We start from the raw sequence: 13339 nt of genomic DNA, 5'->3' as shown, positions 1-13339 counted from the left end.
CCATTAAGGGAGTAGAACCGAAAATTCGTCACTCGGCTTCCGAATTTTCGGTTTTTTCACGATTAATTGGTATGTTTTAGTGCTTTATTGGTATTTTCGGGTTCTTTCGGGTGCAGCAAAAGCTATTCATGAATTACTACAAAATTAAAAATGTAGTTGGCCATTTGTAGTGTTTTCTAACAACTCCACAGATCCATACGGATTTATAAGGACATAGGGATTTACACTCTTTACATGTAAACAAGACTAACCAGCGGAAATCATTGTGATTTCCCTGGTCTTTTAAAATGTCTTTTGATTCTTTAACGTTTGGTGGAGGTGGTGGGAATCGAACCCACGTCCGAAATAGCGTCTTGATAGCGGCCTACGTGCGTAGTCTTCATTTATCGTCAGAAGACAAGACTGTCCGTGATACGTGACCTCGGCAAACCCCGGTGAGTGATTAACGAGATGCCCCGGCAGGCTCGAAACCTAGTTAACCAGCAGATTCAACTGGATTGCTACATTCTGTTTCTTGGCAGTAGCGCCTCACAAGACTAATCCTAATTAATTAGGCAGCCATTGGCATTGCATAATCGTCTGCAATTAACGGTGGACTCCTTTTTACCAGGACCGTGGAGACCAACCTGGACACGCCCGGATACCTGTCAACCATCCCGTCGAAACCAGGGCACCCCCATTAGATTTTGACTTGCGGATATTTGGAACAAATATACGTAAGCGGCAGTATAGCACAGCATTTCAAAAGTGGAAAGAAAACGGTTCATAGTTTGCGCAACGCTTCTGCGATTAGATTCACTTAATGATTAAGCACCGCCAAAATCACCTCAAGTGCCTCAACCTGATCACTGAGTCCCATGGTCTCAAAGCTTGGAAGATGAACGAAGCCGGCCTTGGCGCGCATCTTCTTTTCTTCAATTATGTGGCGAATGCCATAGAAGACGTGATTGCACACGAAGCGTCCGCAGTCGCGAGAGATGGCCACGGGAATTTGCGCCGCAAGAAGAGCGTCTTCAATCTCCCCTATGGGAAGAGTTGAATCATAGGTCGCAGCAGCTCCCTCAAAGATCACTTCGTTTACCGGGCAATTGCCTTCGTTATCTGCGATACTTGCATCGTTAAGGTTGTGGGCCAGAACTTCGAGATTTATTTCCAGGGCCTTTTCGTTAAGGCCAAAGCAGATGATATAGTCGGGATTTAAAAAGAATGTCTCCTTCTTTAAGATGGCCAAGCTCTTTTCAAAAACTGTTGGAAGAATTAATTTCTGAACCTCAAGGTGGGAGAAGTTGGCCGTGGTTGCTTGAACCACTTCGCCGCTTGGATTAATGAGATTATTTCCAAAGGCATCAAAGCCTGTGATTAAAACTTTCTTTGCTCTCATATCATAAATCTCAGTATGCCACGTATTCTAACTTAAATCCCCACGCCTCTTCGTCAATATTTGTGCGTGGATAGATTGAGTTATTCTTTTCACTATACGAAGTCTCACAACGTCCCTCACTCACCTCATCCATCGTCAGAAAATTTGTGCGAATGACACTTCCATCCTTTGTCGATATAGCAAGTTCAGCTGCGCCGTAATGAAAGACAATCTCCGAATCTTTATAATTAACCTCAAGAAGGTTTTGCGTCACATACTTCTTAGCAAGTACCTTCACATCGGTGCGATAAATCATGTACTGATCCATCACAAAGAAATTATCACCTGATAAGATCATCTTACGAAATGAATCTTCCTCCGTTGTATAAGCGCCACTGCACTTATAAAGCGTGTTGATTTCAAATTTCCCACCAAGGTTTTTTAGCACGACTTTGCCTTCTCGATTTCGAGTCATGGTATGCCCGAGATAGAGATAGGCCATACAATCACCATCAGTAGAGATCGCTCCCGTATAACTTGTCGTTAAACCTCCAGGGTGGCGTGACTTTAGAAGATCAGCAGAAAGGCCACAATTATAAACCTCATCCTTCATTTGATAGTCTTGATAACACACATCCACCTGATGCTTTAGGGCCTTTAAGTAGTTAAGCTTCTGGCCAACACTTGTGCGAAATTGCGCCTGGCCTTCGGCGTCTTCGGGATAAAATGTCTTTTGAAGCTCGGCCTTAAGATCATTTTTGTAAGTGTCTGCGATGGCCTCAAGATTTGAGCAGTTATTTGCGTAAGAGCTAAGACATAAAATTGCGATTAGGATTATTTTTTTCATAGGAATATCCTCCCAAATTCTGGTCCCATCGCCTAATAAAAACTTATGACATCTAATGACATATCAAGTACTTACCCTATCAATATATTCGAACAGATTCCGATAAGAAGTCTGTGAAGAAATATGTAATTTCAATACTTTTACTCCTCTTAATGCTACTTAATGCCACGGCCTCTGCATTAGATGCTGCCCTATTAAGTAGTGCCCAAGAAATTATAAAAAAGCACGGTATTGAAGATGGCCTTACGAGCGAAGAAAAGTTTAATGCCTATATCGTCTTAGCATTTGAGCTTGAAACCTACGGCCACTTAGACAAGGCCATAAGCTTCTATGAAAAGGCCCAAAAACTTAAACCTAAAAAAGTTGACCCATTAGAGTTAGAAACATCCTACCTCTTTGCGCTTTATAAATTCGATCTGGCCAAGGCCAAGAGCTATTTTCAGTCATATCAAAAAGCGATTGCTTCTTCTAAAGATTCCGATAAAGACGAGATCCTGCGTTTTTGGAAGAATGTCTTTTCTAATTCAAAACAAATTCAAAGTGGATTCTATGGTCAATTCTTTAAAGATAAGAATGTCAAAGAACTCATGGCCAAGAAGAAATACTCAAAGGCCCTAGCTCTTAGAAATCCTTCAGGACTAGAACATGCAAATATAAATGCCAAGCTTGAATACGACACTCTTTCACGTCTAAAGGGTAAAAAGCATGGCTTCTACTGTGAGCAAATGCTTAAAGAGTTTCCAAATTCCTACGCAGTCTCGATGGAGATCTGTCGCTATTTAAAATCAGGAAAGCTAAAGCATAAGGGATTAGATGAGTTAATTGAAAGAGCAAAGAAAGAAGCTCCTGCTCTGGTGTATATAGCCTCTGCTCTTAAGGATATTAAGTAATGAAGTTACTGGTATCCACTTTCTTTCTTATTTCTTTACTAGCTCTCGGCTCGTGTAACCAAACAGGACTAGGAGCTGTTACGGCGGTAAAAAATCTTATCACAACTCCTTATCGTGGAGCGAAGTCGGCCATTAGTAATTATCAATACAATCAAATTAAAACCGCTGAGGAAACCAAGAGACTTTCATTTCAGCAACATGTACAACTTCTGTCATCTGAACAAGTGGATTGTCAGCGTCCGACAAGAGAAACAGCTTTTGAAGACTTTGGAAATATCCTTAAAGAAGTTCGCCAGCAGGTTTGTTCGTGTAAGAGTTGGGGAAGCTGCACAAGTGAGACTTGCTCATGTGAAACCCTATGTCCAAATAACTTTGATATTTTCAAAAGACGCGATCCCATAATTGAAAATAGCAAAATAAATAATTCAATGGCCTTTAGAAATTACGATTCCATCACATTATCAGATATTGAAGGGACTCAGGGGTATTGCTGGGGACATGCTTCTCTAACATCAAAGTTTAATCGCCTTGCCTTCTTTGATGGCAGTAAGAAAGAAGCTCGCGCTAACTTGGATGCTGCTCCAGATTCAAAAGAGCGCAAAGAATCACTTGAATACTACAAGAAGATTATTGATGATATTGCCGATAATAAAGTTCGAAAAATCCCTGGTTTTAATAACCTTTTTGAGCTCTCATATCACCCAGACCTTCAATCATATCTTGCGACGAAAATGTCAAAAGAGTGGGCCAACAAGGCCATGACTTTTCAAGGCCTAAAGACAACTTTGTCAACGTCACCAATGAAGCGTGAAGATTCTCAAAAGCTACTTGAGGATATAAAGAAGAAAATTGACAATAACCAACAGCCACAACTTGTCTTCACAAGAAAAGAAAGCGCTGGTTTTACTCATACAACCCTAATTTCTGATTATCGAATCGTCGACGGAAATATCGAACTTTGCGTACGAGACAACGACAACGAACCTTTTTTAAATCACATGTGTCACAATAGAATTAAAATCAATGAGAATGGCGGCCTTTACTACAACTTTCCAAATTGGGGAGAGCTTGGAGGAGCGACAATCGCTCACAATGATAATGCTGATGCTGCTGTTCAATTTCATGAGTTAAGAAGTCATTGTGCGAGTGAAAAAGATTGTCCACTAAATGAATAAAAAAAGACCCCTTGGACGAGGGGTCTAATTTTAATTATAAATTTCTTTTATTTTTATTTTGCTCTTACATCGAATACTTTACTTTGTAATAATTCGCCTTTGTAAGAAACATCGACTTTAAACTTAAGTTTGTCGTCTTTTGTCTTTTTCTTAAACTTGTAAGTTAGGGCACCAGTTGCTGTTACACCGCGACCAGGAGCTGCAACCTTAGTTGATCCTTTCTTAAGTTCAACAAACTTATCCCCTTCTAGTACACTGATTGCAACATCGTAGCTTCCAGGAACAAAGTCACGTAGACCTGTTAGCTTAACTTTTACATCGTGGCTTCTAAACTTACAGTTAAATAGACCTAGCGCACACTTGCGATCCTTAACCTTATCTTCAAAATCAAGGGCAACTTGAACCTCTGGGTTAACGACAACATTTGCATTGAATGTTGCAATCTCAGTGTAGCTTCCACTTAGCTCATCACCTGGGTAAGTTAACTCGATCTTCATTTCGATATCTGAACCTGGACGAGCGTTATTGGCAACTTTCGCTTGGATAACATCTGTTAGCTCAATTTGTGCTTGTGCTGGTAGAACTCTTAAGTTTGTACGAGAGTTTACGATTTCAACATTTGAAGTTGCTGCAACTACTTTTGCACTAATCGCACCGCGGTTTGAAGCAAGTTTTCCAAAGTTTACAAGCCCAAGACCTACTGAGAATTTTCCATCTTGAGTTAGACCTTTTGCATCTTCAGTTTTTACACTTGTTTGTGCTGCTTGGTTAAGGCGAACAACAGCGTTACTAGCAAATAGCTTCTTTGCTTGGGCCTTACCAAGAGCAAGCATTTCTTCTTTTGCTGCTTGGATATTTTCATCAAATCCAGCTTCCTCACCATCTGCAACACCATTTTTGAAGGCAACACCTTCTCCTTCTAAGCGAGCTTCAGCAAAGGCAGTCTTGTAAGCTTTGTCGAAACCTTTTTGCGTTTCTGCTTCAAAGTTACCAGCGGCAGCTTCATCACGAGAACTCTCAAAGAAGTCCACGTAGCCTGCGAAGTAAGTATCTTTGTGACTAACACTAAATTCAGCTTTATAAGCGGCATCGTAAGAAGCACCACACGCTTTCTTGAACTCATTAACACCTTTGTAAACATCAAAGCAATTTTTGAAGTCTTCATCGATATCGATACGAGTTGGCGCAGTGTAGGCATACTGAGGAAGCGCTTTTGTTTTTGCACTATCATTTTCATATGACTCGATCTCTCTTTGTGTTTTGGCGATCTCTTGATCTACTTTTGAAGTAAATCTTGAACCTAATGATTCAGTAGTCGCTGTGTATTCAGGAGCGACAAAATCTAATGCTTCAAAAGCTGGAGAAACAAATTCTTGTGCCATTGAGAATGCTTTCTCTAAGAAAAGACTTCCGTTAACACTATTTGATAACATCACTCTATTTGTTGGTTTATTAGAGAAAGTCTCGCTCTTAACTTGCTCATATCCTTTTGGAAATTCTTGTGACTTTGCTAAGCTCTTAGCTTTTGCAACACCAGCTTCATACCCTTTTGCAAAACCTTCATCATAGCTTGCTTGAGAATTAACACCGGCCTCATACCCCTTTGTAAGACCATCTTCTTTTCCATCCACAAGTCCCGCAAGGTAGCCACGTAACTCACCTAGCTTCTTCCCGTTGGCACCTCCAAAGAAACTTGCATCTTCTTGTACATCAGCACTTGCCTTGTACTCACCTGCAGTTGCTCCAGCGGCTTCACCTTGAGATGCTCCAAGAGCTTTTGCATCTCTTTCATATTGAACATAAAGGTTGCTGCGGCCTTGGTATGCTTGGTACTTATTATTTGTGATATTTTCAAGATCACTTGCAACAGTGTCTGCTCTTGCAAACTCTTGCTCTTTAACTAGCTTATCTTCAAGAAGACGACTTCTTTCAACTTCAAGATCTGCGATACGATCTTCGTTACTTGCCATCTGTGATCTTTTCGAAGCGATAACACTTGAGTTTTGCATGATTCGTTGTGATGAATCAGCGATGATATTTTGGTTGGCAACAAGTCTTTCACTTCTTGCTTGAGACTGCTCTTCTAACTCTAAGCGAGTTACATGAAGTGAATCAAGACGATCAACAAGTAATTTAATGTCTGACTCAACTACTGATAGTCTTCTTTCATATGAATCACGTTCTGCCACGAGTGCATTTTGAGTATTTCTAAGTGAGCCAACTTCACGGCGCTGACTATCAAACTGATTCTTCTCACGGTTTAGTTCATTTCTAAATTTCTTTAAATCTGAATCAATGAGTGCAACTCTTTGTGATGCTTTTTGCTTTTGATCTTGAAGTGAAGCGATATCACCTTCAAGACGCTTTATATCAGATTTAACTAGGGCAAGCTTAGCTTGTGCCTTATCAAGATCAGACTTGGCCGATGCTTGAGCTGTCTTTGCACTATTTAAACTATTTTGAGCTGCAACTAGTCTTTGCTTTAGCTTTTCAAGCTGAGGTGCCGCTTGTGCGATCTCAGCTTCAACATCTTTAATATCTTGGCGAAGGCTTCTAACCTCACCCTTTTTCGTATTTACTTCAGACTCAAGGATAGCAATTTGATTGCTACCACCACTGATTGTACTTTCGGCCTTAGCAATCTTTTTAGCAAGTTGTTCAAGCTCTGTAGTCACTTGAGTTAGGCGTGTTTTTGTTTCTTGGATTTTATCTCTTAAAATTTTACGACGCTCTCTAAGATTTTTGATTTGATTAGCATTACCTCGATCGTTGCGATCACCGGCCATTAGAGTTTTAAGGGCCTCCTCAACTTGTACCATTTCAGCTTCTAGTACCGATCTCTTATTATCAAGATTAGTCTTTTGAGAAGCAAGAGGACCTCTTTGTGATTTAAGTCCATCGATTTGTGACTTTGCACTCTCAAGTTCCCTCTTCGCTTTTTCAAGTTCGCTTGTTTTAGCAGATAATGCTGTTTGAGCAGTACTTAATTGAGACTGTAAATTACTTCTTTTTTGAACTAGTGGCTTAACTGCTTGTTCTTGTTTACTGATCTTATTTTCGATTTGAGTTACTTGCGCTTGTGCTTCACTAACTTCAGTATTTGCCGTTTGAAGTTTTGTGCGAGCATTTACGACTTGTGACTCAAAAGTAGAAACCTTAGAAGTTGCTTGCGCAAGATCTTGTTTCTTTGATTTTATTTCTTCTTGGATTTTTGGAAGTTTGATATTTAAGCGGTCGCGCTCATCTATTGCTTTAGAGATATTTGATTCTAGTGATTTGATCTGGTCTCTTGTGCGGTCTAATTTCTTTTGTGCTTTATCGAGTCGATCTCCATTAGCTCTTAGACTTGAGAGAACAGAGTCTAGAGCACGCTTAAGGTTGCGGGCCGTATTGCGAGGGCCTGAAAGATCAGATTCAGTGCGATTAATTTCTCCGTTTACATCGCTTAGTGAGTCAGCAAGTCTTTGAAGTTCTTGTTCTAGGCCTTGGTTTTCAAAGCTTAGCTCTGAAATTGTCGTTTCAAGATTCATATTTTGTGTACTTAAATCAGAAACAAGAAGGATGGCCTCTTCGATCTCTCTTTTTGAGATTGAGATCTCACTTCCATTGGCCTCAAGCCTAGCAACGATTTCAAGGATAAGATCACTGATTTGAGTGGCAGACATTCTAGCAGCATCACTTTGAGACTTAGCTGAGTTGTATGCGGAAAGATAGGTACGGTAATCAATCTCGTCTGGAAGTCCCGATGGAAGTCCCGCATGAGCATTGGCGGCCATGGCCATAACAGCTAATAAAACAACATTTCTCTTCTTTGCTACTTCAGCAATTGATCTCATCATGATTCCCTCTCCTTTTGATCACTTTGATAAGAATTGTTTTATAATTCCCTTTTGAGAATGTTGAGGGCACTTCAAAAAGAAATTAATTCATCGAGGCAATTGTAAGTTTTTATCAGAATATGACATTGTGATTTGAAATATTTACAGGATCTAAAGGCCAAAAAGGCCCACCTTTTTGCTAAGTGGGCCCTTTTGACATTACTTTACTTTAACATTGAAAACTTTGGTATGCAGTACACTCCCCTTATAGAGGACTTCAAATTTAAATTTTAACTCTTTTCCAGAAGCCTTCTCTTTAAATTTGTAAGAAAGTTTTCCTGACTCAATTTTACCTTGCCCAGGAACCCCAAGAGTAAGTGCTGATTCTTTTAAATCTATATACTTACCACCTTCTAGAACCTCTAATCTAACATTAAATTCACCAGGGATATTGTCACGTACTCCCTTAAGTTGGAACTTAACATCGTGAGTTTTATACTTACATCCTAGCCAACACTTCCCGTACTCGACAGTTTCATCGAATGAAACCGCATATCTAATGTCAGGATTAGGAAGAACAACAGATTTGAAAGTTGTCACTTCAGTATACTTATCTTTTAAGCTATCACCTGGATAAGTAAGTTCAATATCCATAATTACTTCAGAACCTGGTTGAGCATTATTTGCAATTTTCGCAAAAATCACATCTTTTAGATCCATCTTAGTTTCTGCTGGAAGATCAATAAGGTTTACCTTCTTATCGAAAACTTCAACGTTATCAGTTGTAGAAATAACCTTTGCAGAGATAGCGCCTTTCTCACTTGCCATCTTTCCGAAGTTTACAAGTCCAAGTCCAACTCCAAAGTTACTATCTTGAGCAAGTCCTCTAGGATCTCCACTTGTTAAAATGGCCCCTCTCGACTTATCAACTCTTACAACAGCTTGTTCTTCAAAAAGAGCGTTTCCTTTCTCTTTTCCTTCCATTGCCATTTGTTCGCGAAGTTCTCCAAGATTTTCCTCTTCAGCTAAAAGTGCTCCATCTTTCTTTCCATTTTCGAAGGCCACGTTCTTACCTTCAACCATCGCATCACCAAATCCATAACGGTGTCCACGATCAAAACCAATCTTACGAGTATCAGCATGGTCGTTAGTTCTCGCTTCTTCTCTGGCATCGACAAAGAGTTGATCGTACTCTTCAAAGTATACCTTTCGATGTGAAGCTAGGAACTCCTGCCCGTAAAGCTCATGATAAGAAGATTCACAAATGGCCCTTAGCTCAGCAACCGCTTTATATACTTTTTGACAACGAAGCTCTGCCTTACCTTCTGCAATCTTAGCTGGCGCTGTATATACATATTCAGCACTTCCTTTGATCTCTTCAATATTACTTGTAAGAGATTCTATTTCAGCTTGGATACGAGTAACTTCTTCCTCATAAGTATCTTTTGAATTTCCAAGATCAAATGGAACATGATCTGAATGAGTATCATCAGATGTGTTCTCATCAAGGCCTGCAAGATATGGCATTTCCACAGCACCCATAAAGAAAGCTTTTTCTTGTACTTTATTAACAAGAACAACATGACTGTCTGGAAGAACTGACATCTTAAGCTCTTTTGCTTGCGTAAACGCAGTGTGAAAGTCTTCTTCCATAGCAATATTTTTGGCATTTTGAAGCCCTATTGCATAACCTTCATTATGTCCTAGGTCGTAATCTTCTTTTGAATTAACACCTTGCTCATAGCCATCAGTCTTCCCTTGCTCAAGTCCTTCTTCAAGACCAACAAGGTAGCTATCTAACTCTCCTACGCTTTGACCATTTAGACCACCGTACTTATTAGCATCCGCTGTTGCATCTGCAGATGCTGTTTCAGAACCAATACTTGCACCATCAGTAATAGCATCAACTTGTCCAAGAACCTTAGACTCACTTACATACTCATTGAATAGGTTTTGACGAGTTTCAAACTTAATTCGAGCATCTTGAGTTTTTTGCTCTAATTCTTCTGCTCTTGCTTCAGAGACAATTAGAGTTTCTTCACTCTTAGTCTTACGTATAAGAAGTTCTGTACTTTCTTTTTCTAGCTTGGCCAAGAAATCCTGACCGGCCTTAAGTTCCGCTTGATTTTCAACGATAGCAGAAGAATTTGTTCTAAGACGAGAACGTGTTGTTATGATTTCATCTGTAAGCTCAGATTTTCTCTTAGTCTTTTCAGAAACAATGATATTTAACTCTTCTGTTCTCTTAGCAGTATCTTCAGACATTTTTTTAGTTTCAAAAATCTTGTCATTAAGACTTGAAATTTTCTTCTGATGTAAGTCACGATTTGATTCAAGAGTCGTTTGATTTCTTGAGATCTTTCCTGAGTTCACTTCAGTTTCAACGAGTTTATTTTGAGTATTTACATGCTCTTCTTTAAGTTCTTTAAGAGACACTTGAGCAACTCTTAGCTTATCCTTTGCAAGAAGCTCTTTCTTTCTAAGATCAGCACCTTCTTCACTAAGTACTTTAATCTCACCATTTAAAACAGTAAGTTTATGCTTCACTTCTTCATAATCATTGATCGATGCACCAAGATCATCTTGAGAACGTTTTAACTCTAACTTAGCTTCTTCTAGAGCAGCTTCGACTTGTTTAAATCGTGGAGCAGTTCTAATAATCCTCTCATCAACAGAGACAAGTAGTGACTCTTGATATCTTAGTTTCTTCTCAGCACTAATATATTGTTTTTCAAGGAACATTAGCTTTAAATCGCCTTCTTTAATCCTGTACTCAACTACTGAAAGTTTCTTTTTAACAGCTTGGAAATCATCATTTAATGCTTTAATTTCACCTTCAACGAGTAACTTTCTAGCTAGTAAATCTTTTCTTTGAGAAGTCTGATCATCACCTAACTGTAGTAAGTCGATTTCTATCTTTTCTAATTTATTTTTTTTAATCGTTTGATCAGCTTCAATTCTTTCAATCTCGGCTTCAAGAGCAGTTGCTTCTTCTTTAACAGTATCCATAATTTCTTGGTACTTAATGAGGGCAACATGAGTTTTAGAATATTCTTTCTTTTCAACACTAAGATTTGCAAGAATTGTATCTCTCTTTCTTAAAAGAGGACGAATATTACTTGTTTGCTCGTTATAGTCGATATTAATTTCTTCGGCCTTAAGTTTTGCTGAACGAAAGATTTCTCTTTTTCGTGCAACAAAATTATCAAGCTTTTCCATTTCTAATTCTAATGGTCTAACTTTTGGTAAAAGAGTATCGAGCTGCTTCTTATTCTTAGAGACTTTACTAAGTACACTACTGTACTCATTCGTTAAGCTCTTCACTTCAACAGACTTATTATCAGTTTGCTTACTTAAAAGAGTAACTCTTGCCTTTAATGAGATAAGTTGATCTTCATTCTCTTTAGCTAAACGACTATTAGCATCAAGTTGTGCGATTGTTTCTTTTAGAATTGACTGCTCAAGTTCAACACTCTTTTTAAGAGATGTAAGCATGGCCTCATTATTACTAATGATGACTTGACCTTCACTCAGTTCCTTTTTTACAGAAACTAAGAGCTCTTCTACTTGCCCCTGTTCTCTAACTAGCTCATTTAAGTTAACTTCGAGAATTTCGCTTTCCCCGCTTAATTGATCAATCATAGCAGTCGCATCAGCAACGATTTTCTGAGTTAATTCAACATCGTGAGTATTAACTTCAAGAAGCTCAGCAATTTTCATAATTTCAGCTTTAAGCTCTTCTACTTTAAACATCGCTGAATGGCTTTGGGCCTTCGAAGTATCATAAAGCTTCGAATACTTTTGATAATCAATTTCATCAGGTAATGTTGCATGTGAAGCAACGGCCATAAGTGATAAAATAACTAATTTTTTACTAATTCCAATTGTATTCATATTTCTCCCCTTCTTCTAAAAGTTCAAAAGACTAACTTTATGCACAAAAAACCGCCCATTGGTATTACCAACAGTCTCAGTGCATCTAAATTTTGTGAGGAGTATTAAAGCAACTTGAGATTTAATTATAAATTTGAGGATTGAAAAATGCCTGGCCGCAACTTAAGCAGAGACAGGAAAAGACGGCGGCCAGGCTTTTACACACAAGATAAGGACTTTTCAATAACCTCAAATAAACATTATTTTGAGCGAATCACATTGTAAATAGCTCTTGTTAAACTTTACTTTTTCTTTACTTAAATACTTGGCAATTATTTGAAGATTTCCTTATTTTGGAAAAAGACATTTTTCAAAAGATAAAGTCAATCAAGTATGGGTTTTTAATAACCCGAGCAAATTACTCTAGTGAAATCTCCTTTTCTGCCGGTATCTAAACACCTAAATTTATTATATACTTTATAGGTATAGCTATTTTCCAGATAACAATAAAATCTCTACATAAAATGGAAAGGGGGAACAAATGAAAAAGCTTTTTACACTATTACTTTTAGGTTCTGCACTAGTTATGACTTCATGTGGTTCATCATCAAAAACTGATGACACAACTTCTGTAGAATCTGTTGATTACAGCAATGCTTCTCTTGAAGTGAATGGTGACTCAGATTCAGGTAAAGCTGGTGCACTAAGAACTGTTTATTTTGCATTTAATTCATCAGGACTTAGCTCATCAACTAAAGCAACTCTTGAAGCAAACGCTGACTTCCTTAAAGGAAATACTTCTGTTGAAGTACAAGTAGAAGGTCACGCTGATGAAAGAGGTGGACGTGAGTACAACATGGCACTTGGTGAAAACCGTGCACGTGCAATTAAGAACTACCTAGTAGCTCTTGGTGTTGATGCTTCAAGAATCTCTACTACTTCTTACGGTAAAGAAAGACCAATTTCATTTGGTCACAATGAAGATTCTTGGTCACAAAACAGAAGAGGAAACTTCGTAATTATTGCTAAGTAATCTTTAAAAAATGAAAGAATTAAAAAATAAAATCACATTTTTAATTTTACTTCTATCTTTGGGTAGCTGCGGTCTAACGACCGTACGCCCGAAGTTAGAAATGACTTATGCACAGGTTGCTTTCCTTGCGGCCAAGGAAGCTGGCGGACAAACACTCGCCCCTAACCTTTACCGAAAAGCCGAATTCTACTACTTAAAAGCAAAATCAAGCTACAAGAGAAAATTCTTTAACAAAGCTAAGAAGTACGCCATTCTATCTAAGCAATTCTCAGAAAAGGCCGAGTTCAAGGCATATCGTAAGAAAACTCTCGATAGCATTTAATATATCTTATTCGGAGAATTT

At 38.6% G+C, this 13339-nt stretch carries 8 protein-coding genes and 1 other RNA gene; 4 read left to right on the top strand and 5 right to left on the bottom strand.

Features of this window, described 5'->3' with window-relative positions:
• Positions 1-310 precede the first annotated feature (310 nt).
• The 3 genes from ssrA to C0Z22_RS15300 all read right to left on the bottom strand — a co-directional run bounded on the left by ssrA (position 311) and on the right by C0Z22_RS15300 (position 2207).
• Positions 311-678: a transfer-messenger RNA gene (gene ssrA, locus C0Z22_RS15310) on the bottom strand.
• Positions 679-799: 121 nt separating this feature from the next.
• Positions 800-1381 (bottom strand): pyroglutamyl-peptidase I, encoded by a 582-nt coding sequence (locus C0Z22_RS15305; RefSeq protein WP_103219246.1) that lies wholly within the window; start codon positions 1379-1381, stop codon positions 800-802.
• Positions 1382-1391: 10 nt separating this feature from the next.
• Positions 1392-2207 carry a hypothetical protein gene (locus C0Z22_RS15300; protein ID WP_103219245.1) on the bottom strand — a complete coding sequence of 272 codons (816 nt, stop codon included), beginning with the start codon at positions 2205-2207 and terminating at the stop codon, positions 1392-1394.
• 113 nt (positions 2208-2320) lie between these two features.
• Here C0Z22_RS15300 and C0Z22_RS15295 point away from each other — a divergent pair, with 113 nt between their 5' ends.
• Together C0Z22_RS15295 and C0Z22_RS15290 are read left to right on the top strand one after the other, a co-directional pair.
• Positions 2321-3097 (top strand): hypothetical protein, encoded by a 777-nt coding sequence (locus tag C0Z22_RS15295; RefSeq protein WP_146037928.1) that lies wholly within the window; start codon positions 2321-2323, stop codon positions 3095-3097.
• Positions 3097-4272: a hypothetical protein gene (locus C0Z22_RS15290; RefSeq protein WP_103219243.1), complete on the top strand. Its 1176-nt coding sequence runs from the start codon at positions 3097-3099 to the stop codon at positions 4270-4272. Before C0Z22_RS15295 ends, C0Z22_RS15290 begins: the two co-directional genes overlap by 1 nt.
• A 53-nt stretch (positions 4273-4325) precedes the next feature.
• Here C0Z22_RS15290 and C0Z22_RS15285 read toward each other — a convergent pair whose 3' ends face one another.
• Together C0Z22_RS15285 and C0Z22_RS15280 are read right to left on the bottom strand one after the other, a co-directional pair.
• A complete protein-coding gene (locus tag C0Z22_RS15285; RefSeq protein WP_103219242.1) occupies positions 4326-8111 on the bottom strand; it encodes a hypothetical protein in 3786 nt (1261 codons plus the stop codon).
• A gap of 198 nt (positions 8112-8309) precedes the next feature.
• Entirely contained in the window at positions 8310-11984 is a 3675-nt protein-coding gene (locus tag C0Z22_RS15280) for a hypothetical protein (protein WP_103219241.1), read from the bottom strand.
• Between the two features lie 520 nt (positions 11985-12504).
• Between C0Z22_RS15280 and pal the strand changes: the two genes are divergently transcribed.
• Positions 12505-12996: a peptidoglycan-associated lipoprotein Pal gene (gene pal / locus C0Z22_RS15275; protein WP_103219240.1), complete on the top strand. Its 492-nt coding sequence runs from the start codon at positions 12505-12507 to the stop codon at positions 12994-12996.
• Positions 12997-13006: 10 nt separating this feature from the next.
• Complete coding sequence (locus C0Z22_RS15270; RefSeq protein WP_103219239.1) at positions 13007-13318, top strand: DUF4398 domain-containing protein; 312 nt, start codon at positions 13007-13009, stop codon at positions 13316-13318.
• The last annotated feature ends 21 nt before the right edge of the window (positions 13319-13339 follow it).

It is taken from the genome of Halobacteriovorax sp. DA5 (assembly GCF_002903145.1).
Classification (GTDB): Bacteria; Bdellovibrionota; Bacteriovoracia; order Bacteriovoracales; family Bacteriovoracaceae; genus Halobacteriovorax_A.
Note: the sequence above shows the minus strand (reverse complement) of the source record. Positions and strands in the feature narration are given on the sequence as shown.